This window comes from Nostoc sp. FACHB-892, from assembly GCF_014698795.1.
Taxonomy (GTDB): domain Bacteria; phylum Cyanobacteriota; class Cyanobacteriia; order Cyanobacteriales; family Nostocaceae; genus Nostoc.
The window spans coordinates 1-20,238 of the sequence record NZ_JACJTR010000071.1 but is presented as its reverse complement, the minus strand read 5'-3'; the positions used below and the strand labels follow the sequence as shown (position 1 = coordinate 20,238).

Here is a 20,238-nt window from a genome sequence, read left to right as displayed (position 1 = left end):
TACATACTAGTGAATCTTTGGGTTATGATTCTCAGTTGGCTACCTTAGATGTTTATGCCAACTGGAATGACTTATTCCAGCCTGGACAGTGGAATTTTGCTGGTAATCATGGTTATGCCAATATTCTCTATACAGAATTACTCCAAGGCAATAGCTTTACCCAATCCAACGGTATTCTCCTGAACTTGAATACAGTAGTCAATGCTGAATTTACTGGACAGAACGATACCAGCACAAAAAACAATTTGGCTATTGTTGCTTTGAATCTTTTGGGTACTGCTAACAACGACACACAAGCGGGTGGTGCAGCCAATGATATCATCCGTGGTAATGCAGGAATTGACTACATTACAGGTGGCGATGGTGATGATTCCGTATTTGGGGACGATGATAATGATCTTCTCTATGGTGGACGTGGAAATGATTCTGCCTTCGGCGGCAGTGGAAGCGATCGCCTGTTTGGAGATGAAGGTGGCGACATACTCACAGGAACAGATACACCAGCAAGAGGTGTTGCTGAAGTTGACCTTTTGACTGGCGGCGCTGGGAGTGATCAGTTTGTGCTAGGTATTACTGTCGGTGTCTTCTACAGCGATAGTAATACTAGTACTTCGGGACTGGGCGACTACGCTCTGATTACTGATTTCAATGCCACCGAAGATACGCTGCAATTGTCTGGCTCCAACTCGAGCTATAGCTTGGGAGCAGCGCCAACTGGTTTGGCTACAGGTACAGCCTTATTTCTGAATGAAACTAGTCCTGAACTAATTGCGATCATTCAAGGTTCTAGCGACCTCACCCTTAGTGCCAGCTATTTCCTAACTGTCTAAAACATTATCTCAAATACAACTTAAATTTCTTTGTCAAGTTTTAAACTTGCACTACTCAAATTTTTCTATTAAATTTTTCTATTTTTTATGATGCCTAGATAAATAATTAAAAGTAGCTAATAAAACCAATAACTTGAGATTAATAGCCCAAATTGTTAGTTAACTTGGTACTGCTCTTTAGTGCCAACCGGTCATACACTAACATTGACTAAATCAACATCAGCAAGCCATATTGTTTTGCTTTGGGTAGACACTTCTTCTAAAGTTGGGGAGCGCCACTCTACCCCATAAAGCCAATTATCTTTGAGACTAAAAATTCCTTGAATAATACGGCGTGTCGGCTGTTCACCGAAATCAACCTCAACTATGTCTCCCAAATTAAAGGCTGGAGTGGTAACAGTGGACTTTTTTAGTACATTTGTTGGATGAAATTCTTGCTCAGGTAAGTAGAGAGTTTCACTCTGGCAAACAATTGCATAAATCCATTCTTGTCCTGACCACTCAACACCACGGCAATAACCTGACAAGTTTGATATTGGCAACAAAACTTTTTCCAACATTTCTACTGCTAGTGGAGGCATATCCTTACCCCATCCAGGAGAAATATGCCAACAGGATTCTAAGGCGGTAATTTGGTTAATCATCTGCGAATGTAATCCTCTTCTTTATATATTCACTTCCAAGCATCAGTCTGATCCGGAATATAATTTCAACACTTCACTAGCTATGTCAATTCCTAATCAATACAGGTTTCCAAGGTGAAATTCCTGAACATTTGACCAAACTATCTAATTTTTGGGCTGGTTGTGTATATTCAGATCAGTGAAGAATTAAACTGAGCCACAACTTGATTTTTAATGACGCTCTTACAAAGGCAAAAATGTCTGAACAAAATAAATTACCCCGAAGTGTAGGTGTGGACTATACCTTGAACTGCTTGACGTACTCGCATTTAATTGTCTGAAACACACGAAGCTGCAACCCTACCCCCAACAAAAAGCCCTGACAAGGTTTCACACGAATCTTCGTGCCATTCCCCATGATTCAGTAATACCAATTCTTCTTTCATTAGGCAACAGATGCAATTTTTGAAAATGCTACTAATTTAAATTTCTTAATTGCGAATTCCAATTTTTGTATAAGTCATACCTATATGATCCTTGGGAAAGTTTCCTCAACTCTGTGGGATTGCTACTATTACATCACAGTAGAAGTAATTTACCAAGTCATAGCGAATGAGGTTGCGGTTTTGAAATCCCAATTAACTAATCATCGGGTCGAATTACAGGATTGCACTATTTTTTATCAGCAAAGTAGGTTGGAGTCGAGTTCAATCCCTATCCTATTTCTACACGGCTGGGGAATCTCTACTGAGCCTTATCAAGAAGTACTGAAACTACTAGCACAGCACCATACTATAATTGCTCCTGATTTACCCAGTTTTAGGAGATCAACTTACTCTGGGCTACTTCCCGATTACCTTAGCTATAGCAAATGTCTCCTTTCGTTTCTGGAAGCTTTGGATTTACAACAATTTCATCTAGTAGGACACTCATTCGGTGGTGGTATTGCTATTACTTTATCTACACTTGTTCCACAAAAAGTCAGAAGTATAATTCTGATAGATAGTACTGGAATTCCTACACCGTCTATACCGGAGATGATCCCGCGAAGGGCAATCGAAATGACCGCTCAACTGTTTCTCCCAAGACGCAGGTTGAAATTAGTTGATATTCCTTTGGTTTTCTCTTACAACTTGTTGTTCAACACAGTCAATGTCATTCAAGGATTGCTAATTTCTTTATACGAAAATATCAACCATCTGCTACCAAAAATCCCAGCTCCCTGTTTGTTATTATGGTCAGAAAAAGACCTAACTACACCATTAAGTAACGCTCAAGAAATGGCGGCAATTATTCCAGACTCTAAATTAATTACTGTAGAAGAAGGTTTCCACGAATGGGGACTCTGGTATCCTGAGAAATTTACATCACTCATATTGGATTTTATTTGTCAACTTGAGCAATAGTGATACAGTTTGAACTGGGGCAAAGTACAAGCTCCGTCTCAGTTGTTCCCACTACCCCCTTGCCTCCTTTGACCATTCTTTAGTATAGATAATTACAACGACAGAAAATAAACCATGTCAAAAAGATTGTTATTACTTAGTAATTCAACAAATATTGGTGAAGAATACTTATTTTATCCCCGTCAGGAAATTAAAAAGTTTTTAGGAAGCTCTGTCAATAAAATAGTGTTTATCCCCTTTGCAGCCGTTACTTCAACTTATCAGCACTATACCGAAAAAGTTGAAAAAGTATTTCAAGATATAGGTTATGAAGTTGATGCTATTCATTCGGTTGAAAATCCTCATGAATTAATTAAAAATGCAGAAGCTGTAGTAGTCGGAGGCGGAAACACTTTTCATTTAATACATTGCTTACACCAAACTCAACTATTTGACGACATCAGAAATAAAGTTAGTAATGGAACTCCTTATATCGGATGGAGTGCAGGTTCTAATGTTGCTTGTCCTACCATCAAAACAAGTAATGATATGCCAATAATTGAACCGATAAGTTTTCAAGGATTGAATTTAGTTCCTTTTCAAATTAACCCCCACTATACAAATGCAGTAATCCCAAATCACAATGGAGAGACAAGAGAACAAAGACTGGAAGAATTTCTGGTTTTAAATCCAGATATTTATGTTGTAGGATTGCCGGAAGGAACAATGTTAAAAATTGAAGATTCATCAATCAGATTGATTGGCAATAAAACGATATACTTATTCAAGTTTGGAGAAGAAAAGCAAGAGTATTATCCTAATGATAATTTAGATTTTCTTCTAGAAATATTTTAATAGAATTGTTGACCTAGATTGGTGTGATTTTTACATGAAATAATCCCGTATTCATGTTCAAAAAATCGTTTATTAGCATTGAACAGTTAGCTAAATATCCTTTCCAGTCGTCAGCATATTTTTGACGTAAATATGCATTTTCTAATTTATTTTAATCTTCCTAATAAACATATCTCAAATGTCTTATAAAGAACTTTATTTAGTTTTTATAAAATATTTTTACAAGTTTTAGCAAATCACTTTTTGCAGGTTCACCGCTATTTAACCATTCTATTAAATCATTAACGGATAACCAAAAACTTTCAATAAAATCATTTTTATTATACTCTGGGTTCAAATCTAATTCGATTTCATAAACCTTCATAAAAGCAGATACTTGATACTGATATGGTATTAAATATCCCAAGGGTCGAACATTAACCATGTTTAGCTCTAAGTTCAACTCTTCTTTGAGTTCACGTTGTAAAGCATCTTCATAGGTTTCTCCAGTTTCAACATGACCCCCCATGCTGACATCAAGACAAAGCGGAAAAATAGTTTTGTGTGCAGAACGCCGAGGTATCCACAGTTGACCTAATGAATTAACAACAAAAGCATTGACAACTCTAAAATTGCATACTCCTTGACGATATATTTCCGAACGTTTCTTCTGTCCAACAACGCAATCGCTTTCGTCTACAATGTCAAGTATTTCATCATCTTGTATCATGATTAAATCCCTTTATAATTTGAATTAGGCGGTTAGGCATTACCGTGCCAAAACCTTATTTTCAGGTATAATTATGGTGCAACAAGTTTTGCGCTCGCTCAAGTCAGGTAAAAGCAACTTACTGAATGAGCAATTATTGTCAAAAAAGCCTTGGTAAATGCCTTAACCTTCACTAATCAGCTGTAACAAGGCTTCCGTTGATATCTTGCCACTCATATCAGTACCTTCCAATAGACTGTCTGCTAAATCTCGCTTTTGGTGATGCAATTGCACAATCTTTTCTTCAATAGTATCTTTTGCAACTAGACGATAAATTGTCACCGGACGTTGTTGCCCAATCCGATGGGCGCGGTCTGAAGCTTGGTCTTCCACAGCAGGGTTCCACCAAGGGTCTGTATGGATGACATAATCAGCCGCAGTCAGATTAAGTCCTGTGCCCCCTGCTTTGAGACTAATCAGAAAGACATCTCCTGAACCAGCTTGGAACGCATCGACCCGTTTTTTGCGCTCTGCCACTGAAGTACTGCCATCTAAATATTGATAATTAATACCTTGCTGTTCGAGGTAATCGCGGATGATGTGCAAATGGTCAACAAACTGACTAAACACTAACGCTTTATGACGATTTTCCAGCAGTTCACCCAGCACTTCACCAAAAAGTTGCAACTTGGAACTGGATAATTCCGTATCAGGCATAACCAAACTAGGGTTACAGCAAGCACGACGCAGTTTCATAATCTCAGCCAAAACCTGCAAATGTTTCTTTCCTGCTTCTGCATCACTTTCGGTAAGTTTAGATATGGCCTGACGGCGCAACGCTTCATAGAATGCCTTTTCCTCTCGACTTAACTCTACATGCAACAGAATTTCGGTACGAGATGGCAACTCTTCTAATACCTGATTTTTTGTCCGCCGCAACAGAAATGGTTGAATCAGTTTTTTGAGTTTATTACGTGCAAGTTTATCCTGATATTTTTCAATGGGGGTAGCAAAGCGTTGATTGAAGCTTTCAAAAGAACCCAATAACCCAGGATTAATAAAACGGAACAAATTCCATAACTCACCCAGGTGATTCTCAATCGGAGTCCCAGTAGTCAGCAACTTAAAATTAGATTTTAGGTTCATGGCTGCCTGAGAACGTTTAGTGGTCATATTTTTTATCGCCTGGGCTTCATCCAGGACAATCGTTTGCCACTGTACAAGACAAAGCATTTGCCCTACTTCTTCCTGCTGTAATAAACCATAGCTGCAAACCAACATATCTAACGGTTGTAACCCATCCAATAATTTTTGGCGGTTAGCACCAGAAAATTGAATAATATTCAGAGTTGGGGCAAATTTCTGCGCTTCACTCACCCAATTCATACACACAGAGGTGGGGGCAATAATTAAAGTTGGCCCTTGATGGGCGTTTCTGAGAATAACCGCCAATGCCTGCAAGGTCTTACCAAGTCCCATTTGGTCTGCTAAACAAGCACCCACACCCCAATCTGCCAGACGCGCCAGCCAACAAAAACCTTCCATCTGGTAGTCACGTAGTTCTGCCTGAAGCGTAGATGGCAGTTCTGGCTGGAGGTTCTGCACTTCCTTAAGACGCTCTCTATGTGCCTTCCAGTGTTTATCTGCTTTTACCTTACCTACCTCATCGACAAAATCCTCTAACCCTAATGTTGCTAAGGGGTGAAAACGAATACCTTTATTATGCTTTTCCGAAAACATCCGCAATTCGTCGAGGCGTTTCCGAAAAGCTTGAGTTAAAGCCAAAAATTGACCATCACCAAGGGGGATAAAACGGCTGGGGGTTTTCTCTAATAGTTCTAGTAGTTGCTGCATATCCAGCACTAGGTCGTTATTCAATTTCAACTCACCACTGGCTGCAAACCAGTCTTGCTGACGTTGAATTGATAAATTAAAGTCTTTCAAATCGGCATTGTGGCTAACACGCAGTTTTTCTCCTTGTGGCCATTCTATAACTACGCTACTTTCCAGTGCTTGCAGTTCTAGCAGCAATTCTAAACAGTCCTCTGGGTCAGCTATAACCCATTCACCATCTTGTTCTTCAGTTCGCGTCAAGGTGGGACAAGCTTTTATGGCGGCTTTAGCAAGTTGTTTCTCTTGGGGTAGATTTCGTCTAGTTTGCAGACGTTTACCCTCAATCTCGGCAATTACTGTTTCACCACCTGTACCAGGACGGTAGTAGGGGCCACCTTGGGCAAAGGGGCGCGACAAAAGCGTGACTTTCAATCCGGCATTGGCAGGTAAGAGGTGAATATGGGGTAGAGTCTGGGCGGGTACTTCTTCTGCACCTTCGAGTCCGCCACCAATGTCTGAATGCACAGTGACGATACCAGAGACGGCATTAATTGCTGCCAAAACTTGCTTTTCGGCGAAGGCAGGTACATTTAACTTATTATCTTTACCTATAATCTCGGCGATGCGGCGGTGTTCGGCAGTAATTTCAATGACTTTGATCCGAGTTGGGGTTTCTTTAATATGCAGAATATTTTGTGATTCTGGTAATTTGGGAGAAAATTCCAAGGTGAGACGATCAAGTTTCCCTTTTTTAACCAGTAGTTCCGGTTCTCCTTTGACAATTTCTACACGAATAGTGGGTGTATCTTCCCAAAAAACTAACGGGTGTCCAATTAAAGCAGAGATGGCTTTTTCACCGAAGGTATAATCAACTTTCCCGTAATAAGAGCCATCGTTATATGTTTCTATACAACTACATACCCGCATATCTTGGGGTGTGATGTAATCAAACTCAGATAATGCACTGTTGAGACGCTTGAGGGCTATAGGGCGACCTTTACTCCATTCGCCTTTGGCATTCACTTTTTGTTCTCGTGGTTGCAAGACACATCTGCTGGGATAGAAGGTTATGAACCATGCTAAACGCAGTTCCGATTCTGGTTTTAGGGATGTTTGTGGTCTTGATTGGAGATTTGCCAAGGCATTGAGGCACATTTCCCAAGCTTCTTGGGGTCGAATTAAGTCTACTATTGTTTGGATATTGCTATCTTCTCGCAGTGCGAGAGCAAGTTGATTATAGTTACTACTTGGTTTTAGCCGGGATAGGAGTTCTGCACTTTCCATTGCCAACCAGTGATAACCGGAGGCGAGCGATCGCCGATACAATGGTTCCAATAAATTAGGTAAGCGTTTTTTAGCACTTTCAGCATCCATCCAGTAAAGGCATAGCGAACAAAACAATGTTTGTAAGCTATTTTCTTCTTCCACGGAAGAAATATGACCACTGACTACAAATTGTTTTTGGGTAATATCGCCAAGCTGAACTTGCAATACCATGTTCAGTCTGCCATAAGTGAACCTCAGCCAATGATCCCCTTGACGGGACATCAAACTGGTATACTCTTCTGCTTCTTTGAGGCGTTGCACTGAACCATCTTTTAACAATGCGAGGATAAAAAATAAGCCCCCAATTGTATTGAAATATATTTGCCGTTTGCCTGTAGCCTTTTTGATCGCTTTCAGGGCATCTGTATAATATTTTATGGCTTGTTCATTTTCACCCCGCAGAAAACTTAACCAACCCCAAAAGATCGCAGCGTTATTTTGATAGTCATTTGATACACGCTCCAGACTTTCTTGTGCTTCTTGGGTACAGCCCTGTAACAACAGTTGTTCTGTCAAAATCAGGTGTAGATAATCTGAGCAATGTTTTTCACTGTTAAAGCATTCTTCTTCCAGCAGCGTCAACGCATCTTCACAAGCAGATAATTTTAAGGCTGAATTGAAGAGGATACTTGATATGCCACTTTCATATAATCCAAGTGGAAGGGTCTTAAACCAATCTGCATCAAATGGATTATTGTATATCTGCTCAAATATATTTTCTATTACTATTTTTTCTTCGCTATCACTGTACTTCTGGTAATCTTCTATTTGCTGATTAATAAAACTAAGGTCTTGACGATAAATACCAATACGAATTTCTCTAATACACTGGCGTAAGCTGTAGAATATCCGAGAATCTCTGTTCCAGTGAGTACGTATTGGTAGCTTCTCCTCTACTGCTGTGACGAGGATTTCAAACTGTCCGGTTTGTACAGCATGACGAGTAGCAATCTCTGTGAGTAACGGATGACATTCAGGACTCGATCTACTTGACTGTACTAACAAACCTACTTTTAACAGTTTATCAATCTGGGGACTTAGGGTTTTAGTACCCCAAGGTTTATTCTTTTCATCTAAAGCGCCAGTCTTACTAATACAACTTACAAATGAATTTTTGTCTATCGGTGCATAAATTACCGAAAATAACTGAATAATTTTTTGTAAGGAAGGATGTAACTCGAAGTATATCTGGGCGAGTTGTGTTTGCAGTTTTGTGGTATCAGTTGCCAAATTAATCATACTATTTATTCAGTTCTTTAAATAATTCCATTAATTTATGTTTACGTGCATAAGCCGCTTCTAATTTTGAGCGAGAAGCAAACCATTCAGCTTTTTGCCCTAGTTGAACATAAGCAGCTTTGATTTTTTTAGCCAATTAACCGCAGCATCATAACGGTCAGCTTTTTATTGTTCCATAATTGGTTCTGCCCGTCTGCTTTGCGTTATCAATTACCCAATCTACACTATGGGAAACCGCTGCATCCATGACTCAATGAACCAGTTTGGAATCATAGTAAGTATCTCTCTTTACTGTTTTAATTGCATCATCAATTAATCCTTCATGGAGGAAAATATCGACTTAAGCTTCTCTTATTCCCCAATCTGGCTGATCTGGCAGTGTTTGCAGTAAATCTTGTTTGAGCCTTTGAGCCTCAACCAAGTTTCTCCTGCATAGTCTTGAATCTTACCATAGTCTCGAAACGCAAGAAGTTCAAGGATGGAAGGGGTTACGCCTGAAGTTGCGGCGTGATGCTGGAGTTTGAAGACGCTTACCCTCAAAAGTTTACTCAACTGCTGACAGATGCGCCGCATTGGACTGAATGGATGGCGTGAGAAAGGTGGGTAACGCGACGCTTTGTGTTGTTCCGTCAAAATTGAAGATGTCCACACCTTGAGTTCTAACTGTGCTTAAGTCTCAACCCTTAAATACTGATTAGACAGCCAGAGGTCTGTCTGCAAACACGATTTTATAAAGAATTTTTAAGAAATTAACATTTTTCAGAAAAGGAAAGACGTAATGCTGAAGTAATCCTCAAAAGTTCAGAATCAGAGATTTCGTAGTTCTCGCACACACAAGCGTATCTGAAAACCTTACATGGCTTACGTCTCTGATATACTTCATCCATGTCAAAACCTAATTATTAGTTTTTCAATTTTTTGGAGTCGAGGATAATGTTGAAGTTCACCTGTTTGATGATTGTTGGGGCAGTATTGTCGATTAGTGCGCCAGCTGTGGCTGAAAGTCGTGCGGTTAATATCAGTATTGGCAGTATTGGTGGTGCCTTAGATAATGGAGCTTTGAGAACAGTTCGTCAGATTATTGGGTTTGGGGTTGGCACTGGCACTGTTGATAAATTCATTGTATATAGTCCCAGTACCGGATCTATTCCCATCGAAGGAGGTTTATCTGCTTGTGCTGAAGCTGGCTTCGGCACAAGCAATACAACATTTAATGCTTTTATCCAGCAGTTGCGTTCAATTAATCCCAAACCTGGGACTTTCTACAATGTAGAACTTACCAAAACCTGCAAACAGAAATAAGAATGTCGTTTGCACTCAAGCGCGGTAGGATGGGCTGAGGTAGCAAGCCCATCCATCGAGTTACACTCTACGTGATAAACGCAAAACTCCATATTTTGAAATTGGAGATGTAACATCAATCTTGGTTTTAATCGGGTTTAACTGATTGGCTATTGCCTCCATCCTGTCCGCCTTTCTGATCTGGCGTTCTGCTACTGCTTTCGCCGAGAGTTTACGGTCATAAACTGATGCCACTGCCCATCATCGCCCAGTACATGAGATGTCATCACCCGATGATTATCACTCTTGAACTCGATTACATCTCTGTACTTTGCCATCTTCTCATCGCCCGTCATCGCGGGCCCGTCAGAATTGAGCGTTAGCATGTTTTCAGCCGCGTCCAATTCACCGTCGTACAACCACAGATAAGTCATCATTGACCCAACCCAGGTGCCTACATAGCGTTGCTTGTGCGGGTCATATCCCAGCGTTATTATCATTGTTGCCGCACCACCGCACGGCATTTCGCCCTGTCCTTCACCTACAACCCACAGTCCACCAATTGATCGCACACTTTCCGTTCCTGTTGCTCTTTCAGGCGGTTGATCTAGACTCATCATTGCCTCTGTTTCATAAGTCCACTCACCGACGAGTTTCTGTAGCCACTGATGTTCTTTTTGTGGCTCAGTATTCATTGTTGGCTCCTGTTGTGTTTTGATTGTCTCCATTGCCTTAGCTCCTTTTGATGAATCATTGAGGAATGTAATTAGCGTGAAGCCCAACTCTGTAGGCGAAGCCGCCCCCAAGGGCTAAGAACCGCATGAAATGATGAAAAATCAAGAACTTAGTAGTACATATTTACTATGATGGCTTAACTGATTAAGGTTTTTAACTGGTAGATTGACGAAAACTTTGGTACTGATGATTTCTCCTTTTGAAGGGCTTTTTCTTCCAGGTAAATTAGCAGCAAATATTTCATGGGGTTGCCTCCTTTATTTCTCGCTGTTGCTTCCTTTTGTTAGTAAGTCGAACGGTGCTGGCTCAAATCGACACCTTGCCAAAAAATTTAATCATTTAGTACGAGCAGGGTATACCTTCCTTGTTTCCCTCCTTTGGTAAGTCGAACGGTGCTGACTCAAATCGACACCTTGCCAAAAAATTTTTTGTCCAGGGTGGGTCAAAACAGATATGGGTGGTTCACCAGCACCCCATTCACCAAAACGATTAAGGGTTTTGACTGACAAATCGACGCAGATGTTCTGTTCTGCTGGCTCTGGACTACCGCGATGTAATAGCACTTTCAAATGCCAATCTGCTCGGTTCACGCGATAAACAAGGTAGCCATCGTTACCAAATCGTCGAGACTCGACAAATTGGAAACCAAAACATTCATAAAAGCGGTGAACACGGGTATTGCCAGGAAGTCGAACGACAAGTACAGCTATTACTTGCTAGGGAGCAAAACATCGAGCAACTGCAAGCTGCATCATTGGGTGACGAACGTTGCCGATGCTGTAACATCATCCACATTGAGTGAAATTGCTGAAGCGGTAATCTGCATAGATACTTATAAAATTAGTTTTGTTACATACAAAAGATTTGTATTATGGCAACAGCCCCAATAAGCTCTCTAATATTTTGTATCCCCATTTAAGTGTTAGCAATCCACAGAAAATTGCTAAGATCACGCTACCCATAATACCTATGGTTATTGGTTCTGCATATCCAAACCAATCTGTATAACTCCAATACAATCCAGCGATCGCTACTCCGGTTATTGCACCAATACCAAAGCGCTTAATTAATCTACCAATCTTTTCGGGTTTTAATTCAGGTGTATTTACTTCAGGGGGTAATGGGTTCATTAAAAACCTTTGCCTTTTTCGACAACAGTAGGCGCTCTGCTTCCCATTTTAGTCTTACTTAGTTATCGAATAAACATTCTTGTTACTTTTTACCAGTTTGAGTTAGGTTGGACGAATGAGCGCACTGCTTCACTCACTTTCGTGCGCTCAAAACCTTAAGACAACAAATCATCCGGCTATGTCTTTACCACTCTTGTAAGTCATAGCTCTAGGTTTTCTCTTCTGTATAGGGACTACTGATTTCTTGGGTGCTTGTGGCGGACGGCATTGCTCACAGTAGAGCGGTCGCACACCAAAGGTTTCTCGTTGTGTGGGCTGTTCGCATTGCTTACATACGAAGTTGAAAACGCGAGTGTGAATTTCCCGCTTGTGCGCTCTGACAGTGTACTCTCGGACTTCAATAGTTTTGCTGGGCATCAGTTCTGTAATCGGTGTTCTATTTATAAGGATAGTTTCTGGTATCAATATATTCATGCATCATTTGAGTGAAACAGTGACAATCTGATGGTTTTTCGCCAGAATTTAAGCAGAGGCGATGCCGCCGGAAAGTGCAGGTACGCGATCGCCACCAACTCATGACGGATACGTGATCGCAACCAGACAGAGGCAAGGGGTTCCCTTTTCCCCTCTTTTTCATTGGGTCGTTTCTTGTTGTCTAGTCTCAACTCAGAACTTAACTTGATACCTGTAAATCCTGACTGTAAACAATAAAAACGAAAATTCCAACGAAAATGAAGAGGACTAAAGTAGCTATAAAACCACGGTGTCGAGAGACAACATTAAGAACTACTAGTAGCCAGAATAAAGCAATCTCAACTGCGCTAGCAATAAACAAAAGTATGAGAGTTAGTTCAGTTTGTCGAGCCTGAGAAGCTAAAATAAGCCCTCTGGCTAAACCGCCTTGAAGAGGAGAGGATGATATCCTTAGCTGCAACTGTACAAAGTTAGCTATTAACCAAATAATTACTATGCCTCCCATTACTGTCAAGATAACAGCCAATCCTTTAAATAATCGATTTATAAGCATCATTTTTTGCTCATAGAAGAAAATTTCGGCTAACTAGTTGCCAATCGAATCTGACCTGACAAAACAGAACAACTACGACTAAACTGCTGTTCTTCCTTATTCACTCTTCTGACTTTTAACAGGATGTGGAAAGTCAGGTAGTCTGCCAACCCAAAAATGCGCTTTTTCAGGCTGGGAAAAGGGATTTAAACCCTTTACCCCCCTTTCATCACGAAAGCGAACTACTAAAGTCAAATAACCCTTAGCCTTAATTAAGAAGATAATCTTTGATCTTGTTTTGATGAGAGCGCAAAATAGAGAGAGCAAGATGTTCAGTTTTACGAATTGTTTCTCGACTAAGATTTAGGCGTTTTGCAACTTGACTCAAAGTCAATTCCTGATTATCTGACAATCCAAAACGTAGAGTCAATACTTCTCGTTGCCTTGGATTGAGCAATGCCAGCAACTTGCTTAAGTCCTGGTGTAGAAGCTCAAGACTTATTTGCTCATCTAGGGAAATACCATCCATCGGTAAAATGTCAGCTAGTTCAGTTTCGCGCTCATCTCCGACTCGCATTTCTAGCGAGACTGGAGTGCGGGAAACGTGAAGGTATTCCCGTATTTGACTAGGCAATACATTTAAGGATTCGGCAATTTCTGCTACAACTGGAGGACGACCCAAAGATTGAGACAGTTGCTGCTGTACTCTCCTGATTTTGTTTAACTTTTCGTTGATATGAATTGGTAAACGAATAGTGCGAGACTTATCTGCTACAGCACGTGTTATTGACTGGGTAATCCACCAATAAGTATAGGTTGATAGTTTATAGCCTTTGTTAGGGTCAAATTTCTCGACCCCACGCTGTAGTCCCAGTGCCCCTTCTTGGAGCAAATCGAGAAAATCTAAATTATGATTCTGGTACTTTTTAGCGATCGCTACCACCAATCGTAGGTTAGCTGTCACCATTTTATGTTTAGCTTTTTGACCTTGTTGAACGATTGACTGTACTTCAGCTTCGGTTTGCCCAAGCAAGGTAGCTAATTCTCTTGCAGTTGGTTCTCGGTTTAGTTGAAGTGCGATCGCTTGCCGTTGCTGCTCAATCGCCATCATCTGCTGTACAAGCCTAGCATTTGTAATTTCTTGCTCAGGAGTTAGCAGAGGGTAGCGCCCGATTTCTTTGAGGTAGGAGCGAACTAGGTCGGTAGTTGGGCTAGGCATACTTTCAATTAATTCTGAGGATTACTTTTATTTTTCGTTTGAATAGAATGTTTTATTTTAATAATTAGCTAACAAATCAAATCTTAACCATAGACTTAACCCGATGTTTATCTTTGTCAAACAAATTTATAAATATAATACTTGAAATCTTCAAATAGGTAAATCCCAAAAGTTGCTTTATTTTATAACTAGGCTTTAAAGTAGTGGAGAAAGCTGACTGAGTTAAATTAAAGAGACGCTACGCTAATTTTAGAGTGAAGTCCTCTCTTGAAGAGAGGCTCTGTTCAAATTCGCTTCACATTTGAACAAGGCTTAAAAACGCTCTGTGTAAATCAGTTGAAGATTACAAATACTTAGTTGAGAAATAATCATGGATACGCAATCTCTACTCACTTTGACAATCATAGTCATCTTTTGGGTATTCGTTACTCTCGTTATATTCCAGTTCATTAATGGACTATTTGTATCGGCTGCTTATGCTAGTAATGTGATTTCGGTTAGCAATGAAAATATAGCCACTTCTACAATTCCATCAGTATCACAAGTAATCACACCACAAGCGATGACTTTTGAAAGATTGCCAGATCCTTGGGCGTTAGATGATGAAGTTGTTCATCGCACAAGTAATGAAGCAGTTATTCTCTCATTCCCTACATTGAGATTACTGCCTCCAGTTAAAGAAATTTCGCCGCAACCAAAACGTACTACTCGTTCCAATAAAGCTAACAATCCTGCCAACAAGTCGCCAAAAACTAAAAAGACTGATGTAAATTCTTCAGGCAAGCGCAAGCCAGGCAGACCGCGCAAAGCTGGCTAATTCGTTTTTTAACCCTCGGCTGATCACCGAAGAATAAATGTTTGAAAGTTTAAAATTTCAAATGAGGCAATTACTTGCCTCATTTATTAATAAGAGAAAGGCTTCGCCATAGCAAAAGTGAAAAAATAATATTGTGAGTGATGCAATGGTACAGCAACTTTTCACTCAAGGTTCTTTATTCGATTTGCAAACAGTAATCGATTATGGGCAGTCAGTTATTAATGTTGCCCAAGAGCTTGCAAAAATTTTAATAGATAATCGCCCTCTCTCTACCAAAACTGTTTCTTCCCAGATGAATCGATACTTTCTAGGCACTGCTGCGTCTGGTGCGTGGCAGTGGAAAGACGCTTACGAAGCTATTGAAGTGGCGCAAATTTTATATCTGCGTCATCTGGGAATTAAGATTTTATCACAACAACCTCAAGTGGTTGTGCAACAATTAGAAGAATTAACAGCCCTCTGCCCGACGCATACTCGCCGTAGTGAACAGTCAGTACAACTTCAGCAATTCTCCACCCCTCTGCCGCTGGCTTATCTGGTAGCCAAAGCAGGATTTATACAAGCTACTGATTTGGTGCTGGAACCATCAGCCGGGACTGGTTTGTTAGCACAAATGGCTAAACTGCACAGTGCAAGTCTGATGCTCAACGAGCTTGCACCCGATAGAAGTAAGATTCTGCGACGGTTATTCCCTGGCACGCCATTATTTGGGATCAACGCCGAACAAATCAACGATTATTTAGCTGGCAAGACTCAGCCCTCAGTTGTGCTGATGAATCCGCCTTTCTCCGCATCTCCCAAAATCAACAGTCGCAACCCCGACGCAACTCCTAGGCATATCAACTCGGCATTGCAAAGACTGGCTGACGGTGGACGGCTGGTAACAATCACAGCCAACTGGTTCTCTCCGGCTAACCCAAGCTGGCATGAGACTTTTGTTAGGTGGCACTCAGAAGCACGAGTTTTAATGTCAGTCGGGGTTAACGGCAAGGTTTACTCAAAACATGGTACACAGATCGACACTCGGATTACAGTGATCGACAAAGTTCCGGCTGATAATCCCGGCGACATCCCCTGTATTTCAGAAACCTTGGACTTACCCGAACTGCTGGCGTTGATTGAGCAATTACCGCAGCGATCTCCGTGGCAGCATTCAACTGCTAAAGCTGCGGCTGCGGTGGCAAAGGTTGTTAAATTGCCCAAGCGTACCGTAGTGGCAGAACCACATCCAGTTTCCTTTCTTCCAGACGACGTAGTAGTGCTGGAGTATGAGGTTATCGAGTGGACGGCTAGTGAGGGTTTAAAGGATACCCTCTACGAAACATACCGCCCTCAAAGATTAAGAATCAAGGATGCTCTACCCCATCCGTCCTTGCTTTGCGAAAGTGCAGCACTAGCCTTAGTCTCTCCCCCGGCTCCCACATACAAACCCCACTTACCTCAGCACATCATCACCCAAGGATTGCTATCTGAAGCACAATTAGAAAGCGTGATCTACGCTGGTCTTGCCCACTCTGAGTTTCTATCAGGTTCTTACTTGGTAGACGATTCATGGGATAATGTGACTGTAGCGGCTCAAGGCGAAGAAAATGCTGTTAAATTTCGTCGTGGCTGGTTCTTAGGCGATGGGACGGGTGCTGGTAAGGGTAGACAATGTGCAGGAATCATCCTCGACAACTGGTGTCAGCAACGAAGAAAAGCAATTTGGGTATCAAAAAGTTCTGCCTTAATTGAAGATGCCCGTAGAGACTGGTGTGCGCTCGGAGGTAGTGAGAAAGATATCATTGACCTGGGTAACATCAAACTTGGCGACCCCATCCCTTTCACCCAAGGTATTCTATTCTGCACGTACTCAACTTTACGTTCTCAAAAGGGTGGTAAAAGTCGGCTCAAGCAAATTGTTGAATGGGCAGGTAAGGAGTTTGATGGTGCAATCGCTTATGACGAGTGCCACAGTATGGGCAATGCGATGGCCCAGGAGGGTAAACTCGGTATGATTGCAGCATCCCAGCAAGGTATTATTGGGCTGAGGTTGCAAAACGCATTACCGCAGGCACGGGTTATCTATGTCTCTGCGACTGGAGCGACAAAGGTTTCTAACCTATCTTATGCAAATCGTCTCGGTCTTTGGCAAACCGGCGACTTTCCGTTTAGCTCTCGTGAGGATTTTGTGGAATCCATTGAGGGCGGTGGTATCGCGGCGATGGAAGTGGTCGCCAGGGATCTCAAGGCTTTGGGACTGTATCTGGCGCGGAGCCTTTCATTCGAGGGAGTTGAGTATCAAACTCTCGAAATTGAGTTAACGCCGAGGCAGGAACGGAGCTATAACAGCTATTCCGATGCTTTTCAGGTTATTCATAATAATTTAGAGAAAGCGTTAGAAGCTTGCAATATAACTGGCGCAAAAACGTACAATCGTGCTGCTAAGATGTCTGCTAAGTCGCAGTTTGAAAGCCATAAACAGAGATTCTTCAATCATCTGCTGACCGGGATGAAATGCCCCACCCTGATCAAAGCGATTGAGCAGGATCTTGCCCTTGGTCTTGCAATTGTCATTCAAATAGTTTCGACTAATGAAGAGCTTTTGAAACGACGACTTGATGAAGTTACGGCTTCCGAATGGAAGGATCTCAATCTTGACTTGACCCCACGAGAATATGTGATGGATTACCTGATGAGTGCTTTCCCTGTTCATCTGCATTCCATTCATTCTGGCGTTGATGGAGAAGAAAGATCCGAGCCGGTCTTTGACGCTGATGGCTCTCCAGTTATTTCCCAAGAAGCTGTAGCTTTGAGAGATGCTTTAGTCGATAAGTTAGCAAGCCTTGACCCAATCCCTGGCGCATTAGAACAATTGCTGTGGCACTTTGGGCACAAACAAATTGCCGAAGTTACAGGTCGTAGCAAACGAGTTCTGAAAGATGAATCTGGACGTTTGTTCGTTGATTCACGGGGTAGTGGCGCGAATATTGCTGAAACTGCTGCATTCATGCAGGGTGACAAACAAATCCTCATCTTCAGTGACGCTGGTGCGACAGGCAGAAGTTATCATGCTGATCTAAATGCTGCGAATCGTCGGCGGCGATCGCACTACCTGCTTGAAGCCGGATGGAGAGCAGACAACGCAATCCAAGGACTTGGGCGCTCACACCGCACAAACCAAGCATCAGCACCCGTGTTCAGACCTGTTACCACTAACGTCATCGGTGAACGCCGCTTTATCTCAACCATTGCTCGAAGGCTGGATAGCTTGGGCGCTCTTACTCGTGGTCAACGGCAGACGGGTGGCAATGGGATATTTGAGGCTAAGGATAATCTGGAGTCTAACTATGCAGAACACGCCCTGTATGAGTTATTCAGACAAATATACCAAGGTCGATTTTATGAAGTGCCTTTAGGAAAGTTCGAGCAAATGACTGGACTGTGCTTAACCTCTCACGAAGGCGGGATGAAAATCGACTTGCCTCCATTGCGGCAATTCCTTAATCGGCTGCTGGCTTTACGCATCGATATGCAAAACATCATTTTCGAGCGTTTTGAGTTGTTGCTAAGTCAACAGATTGAAGCAGCGATCGCGGCTGGTGTATATGAGATGGGTGTGGAGACTTTACGGGCTGAACGGTTTACTGTTGAGAGCCAGGAAGCTGTGTACACCCACCCTGCCACAGGTAGCGTAACGAACTATCTCAAGATAGAACGCACTCAGAAGAATAACATCATAACGGCTGACGAAATGCTTGAGTTTGCCAGTATGTACCAGGGGAAATTGATGGTTAACACCAAGTCTGGTCATGCTGCTGTGTCAATTCCGACACATAGTATTTACGATGCTGATGGTGGTGTTGTACCAAGAGTGTTACTCGTCCGTCCACAGAAAGAAATCCGTATACCAGTCAAGGATTTAGAATCTTCCACTTGGAAAGCGGTTTGTGTCGATGCGTTTGTCGCAGGGTGGTCGAAGGAAGTGGACACACTGCCCAAGTTCACAACCGATTATCTGCACTTAGTCACCGGTATTTTGTTGCCCATTTGGAAAATCTTGCCGCAGCACAATAGCCGAGTCTTCCGGTTGCAAACTAGCAATGGACAAAAGATTCTCGGTCGGGTGGTGAATGCTCACGACATTCAAACCGTGCGCGAACAACTTGGACTAAGAAATCAGCTGCTTTCTCCAGAAGAACTTGTGAAGCTGGTACTGAACGAGAGATATACACAGCAACTACCAGGAGGAATTACTCTGCGGCGGTCTTTCGTTGCTAATGAACCTCGCATAGAACTGGTTAATGCTATCTCACTGGCAGAGCGACTGTTAGCTGCTGGATGTTTCACCGAGATCATCAACTGGCAAAAGCGCCTATTCATTCCGGTTTCAGACAAAGCACCAGCTATTCTCGCGGCTGTGATTGAAATCTTGGGATAAGTCAAAAGCTGATGTATCTAATAAATACATCAGCTTATTTTTCGCTCAAACAATAGTGTGATGACCTTCTTTGCATTGTTTCCTTGGCAGACTACTAGAGCGCACTCTAGGTTTTATTGCCCTGTGCTTACAAGCCGTGTCTCAGAAATAGACTGCGAAATGGCTTTTGCAGACATGAACCAAGCAGCACCGATCAGTGTCGAGTACCCTCCAAACAAAAAAGCTGCATATCGCCCTGCTGTTTCGGGTTGCATATTGCTCATGAATTCTGAAAAACCAGCAAGAATTGGAATTTCGCCCAACATTCCTGGCAAGGCAATACAAATTGCACCCTGTAACCAGTCTTTCTGCTTAATGTTGCGCCACTTCATCAGTCTTAAAGAAACAACAGTGTAGAAAATGCCCGTGAAGATTACGTTGAGCCAATACCCAACAGCAGAACCTTCAAAGAAGGATGAACCAGTTATGCGATAAACTGATGTCCCTGCTGCCCAGATGAAGAAGCCGAGTGAGATGAAGCCAATCTTGTCTTTTGTACTCATGGTTTTGCCCTGCTTAATGATGTTAACGTAATAGCTATTACGTTAATAATTAATGTAATAGCTATTACATTAACTGTCAACTCATGAGCCGACCTACTGAACCTCAAAAGAAGCAAGAACTTTTGGAACAATGTCTATCTGCTGCAATCGAGACAGGAGCATTGGATTCGAGCATCAATATGATCGCTAACAAGATAGGCACTAGCGGACGAATGCTCGTTTACCACTTTGGCTCAAAACAAGAATTGGAGCGACAACTCATTGGTCTGTTAGAGACTCGCTTGCGCCAAAAGCTATGGTCATTTCAAA

The 20,238-nt window shown here is 41.9% G+C and carries 19 protein-coding genes and 1 pseudogene; 7 read left to right on the top strand and 13 right to left on the bottom strand.

Annotation, left to right across the window (positions count from 1 at the left end; translation table 11 throughout):
• Nucleotides 1–830, top strand: a pseudogene (locus H6G96_RS37160) (hypothetical protein); the annotation flags it as partial.
• Nucleotides 831–1,021: 191 nt separating this feature from the next.
• Here the strand turns inward: H6G96_RS37160 and H6G96_RS37155 are convergent.
• On the bottom strand, nt 1,022–1,474 hold the full coding sequence (locus tag H6G96_RS37155; protein WP_190919149.1) for a DUF1392 family protein: 453 nt from the start codon (nt 1,472–1,474) through the stop codon (nt 1,022–1,024).
• A 509-nt stretch (nt 1,475–1,983) separates the two neighbouring features.
• Here H6G96_RS37155 and H6G96_RS37150 point away from each other — a divergent pair.
• Nucleotides 1,984–2,859 (top strand): alpha/beta hydrolase, encoded by an 876-nt coding sequence (locus tag H6G96_RS37150; protein ID WP_190919146.1) that lies wholly within the window; start codon nt 1,984–1,986, stop codon nt 2,857–2,859.
• Between the two features lie 114 nt (nt 2,860–2,973).
• The gene (gene pepE, locus H6G96_RS37145) at nt 2,974–3,693 is read left to right on the top strand and encodes a dipeptidase PepE (protein WP_190919144.1); all 720 of its coding nucleotides are present in this window, start codon (nt 2,974–2,976) and stop codon (nt 3,691–3,693) included.
• Between the two features lie 199 nt (nt 3,694–3,892).
• On the opposite strand, the gene H6G96_RS37140 is transcribed toward pepE, so the two are convergent.
• The 4 genes from H6G96_RS37140 to H6G96_RS37130 all read right to left on the bottom strand — a co-directional run bounded on the left by H6G96_RS37140 (nt 3,893) and on the right by H6G96_RS37130 (nt 9,430).
• On the bottom strand, nt 3,893–4,402 hold the full coding sequence (locus H6G96_RS37140) for an NUDIX domain-containing protein (RefSeq protein ID WP_190919142.1): 510 nt from the start codon (nt 4,400–4,402) through the stop codon (nt 3,893–3,895).
• Nucleotides 4,403–4,564: 162 nt separating this feature from the next.
• Nucleotides 4,565–8,779, bottom strand: coding sequence for a DEAD/DEAH box helicase (locus H6G96_RS37135; RefSeq protein WP_190919140.1), 4,215 nt, complete (start codon nt 8,777–8,779; stop codon nt 4,565–4,567).
• Nucleotide 8,780: 1 nt separating this feature from the next.
• On the bottom strand, nt 8,781–8,915 hold the full coding sequence (locus H6G96_RS42680) for a hypothetical protein (RefSeq protein WP_277933072.1): 135 nt from the start codon (nt 8,913–8,915) through the stop codon (nt 8,781–8,783).
• Between the two features lie 215 nt (nt 8,916–9,130).
• On the bottom strand, nt 9,131–9,430 hold the full coding sequence (locus tag H6G96_RS37130) for a hypothetical protein (RefSeq protein ID WP_190919138.1): 300 nt from the start codon (nt 9,428–9,430) through the stop codon (nt 9,131–9,133).
• A 282-nt stretch (nt 9,431–9,712) separates the two neighbouring features.
• Here H6G96_RS37130 and H6G96_RS37125 point away from each other — a divergent pair, with 282 nt between their 5' ends.
• Entirely contained in the window at nt 9,713–10,081 is a 369-nt protein-coding gene (locus tag H6G96_RS37125) for a hypothetical protein (protein ID WP_190919136.1), read from the top strand.
• A 191-nt stretch (nt 10,082–10,272) separates the two neighbouring features.
• Here H6G96_RS37125 and H6G96_RS37120 read toward each other — a convergent pair whose 3' ends face one another.
• The 7 genes from H6G96_RS37120 to H6G96_RS37090 form a co-directional block, all read right to left on the bottom strand.
• Nucleotides 10,273–10,866 (bottom strand): DUF1579 domain-containing protein, encoded by a 594-nt coding sequence (locus H6G96_RS37120; protein WP_242063585.1) that lies wholly within the window; start codon nt 10,864–10,866, stop codon nt 10,273–10,275.
• 264 nt (nt 10,867–11,130) lie between these two features.
• Nucleotides 11,131–11,385 carry a hypothetical protein gene (locus H6G96_RS37115; protein ID WP_190919134.1) on the bottom strand — a complete coding sequence of 85 codons (255 nt, stop codon included), beginning with the start codon at nt 11,383–11,385 and terminating at the stop codon, nt 11,131–11,133.
• 279 nt (nt 11,386–11,664) lie between these two features.
• Entirely contained in the window at nt 11,665–11,925 is a 261-nt protein-coding gene (locus tag H6G96_RS37110) for a hypothetical protein (RefSeq protein ID WP_199327300.1), read from the bottom strand.
• Between the two features lie 168 nt (nt 11,926–12,093).
• Nucleotides 12,094–12,342: a hypothetical protein gene (locus tag H6G96_RS37105; RefSeq protein ID WP_190919131.1), complete on the bottom strand. Its 249-nt coding sequence runs from the start codon at nt 12,340–12,342 to the stop codon at nt 12,094–12,096.
• 19 nt (nt 12,343–12,361) lie between these two features.
• Nucleotides 12,362–12,562 carry a hypothetical protein gene (locus H6G96_RS37100; protein ID WP_190919128.1) on the bottom strand — a complete coding sequence of 67 codons (201 nt, stop codon included), beginning with the start codon at nt 12,560–12,562 and terminating at the stop codon, nt 12,362–12,364.
• A gap of 36 nt (nt 12,563–12,598) precedes the next feature.
• The gene (locus H6G96_RS37095) at nt 12,599–12,955 is read right to left on the bottom strand and encodes a hypothetical protein (RefSeq protein WP_190919126.1); all 357 of its coding nucleotides are present in this window, start codon (nt 12,953–12,955) and stop codon (nt 12,599–12,601) included.
• 244 nt (nt 12,956–13,199) lie between these two features.
• Nucleotides 13,200–14,150, bottom strand: a complete 951-nt coding sequence (locus tag H6G96_RS37090; RefSeq protein ID WP_190919122.1) for an RpoD/SigA family RNA polymerase sigma factor — start codon at nt 14,148–14,150, stop codon at nt 13,200–13,202.
• A gap of 370 nt (nt 14,151–14,520) precedes the next feature.
• Between H6G96_RS37090 and H6G96_RS37085 the strand changes: the two genes are divergently transcribed.
• Both H6G96_RS37085 and H6G96_RS37080 read left to right on the top strand, forming a co-directional pair.
• Nucleotides 14,521–14,967 (top strand): hypothetical protein, encoded by a 447-nt coding sequence (locus tag H6G96_RS37085; protein ID WP_190919120.1) that lies wholly within the window; start codon nt 14,521–14,523, stop codon nt 14,965–14,967.
• A gap of 145 nt (nt 14,968–15,112) precedes the next feature.
• The gene (locus tag H6G96_RS37080; protein ID WP_190919117.1) at nt 15,113–19,387 is read left to right on the top strand and encodes a strawberry notch family protein; all 4,275 of its coding nucleotides are present in this window, start codon (nt 15,113–15,115) and stop codon (nt 19,385–19,387) included.
• Nucleotides 19,388–19,500: 113 nt separating this feature from the next.
• Here H6G96_RS37080 and H6G96_RS37075 read toward each other — a convergent pair whose 3' ends face one another.
• Nucleotides 19,501–19,929: a DUF5367 domain-containing protein gene (locus tag H6G96_RS37075; protein WP_190919114.1), complete on the bottom strand. Its 429-nt coding sequence runs from the start codon at nt 19,927–19,929 to the stop codon at nt 19,501–19,503.
• Between the two features lie 83 nt (nt 19,930–20,012).
• On the opposite strand from H6G96_RS37075, the gene H6G96_RS37070 reads away from it, so the two are divergent.
• Nucleotides 20,013–20,238, top strand: a 226-nt coding sequence (locus tag H6G96_RS37070) for a TetR/AcrR family transcriptional regulator (protein ID WP_190919111.1), incomplete at its 3' end; no start/stop codon positions are given.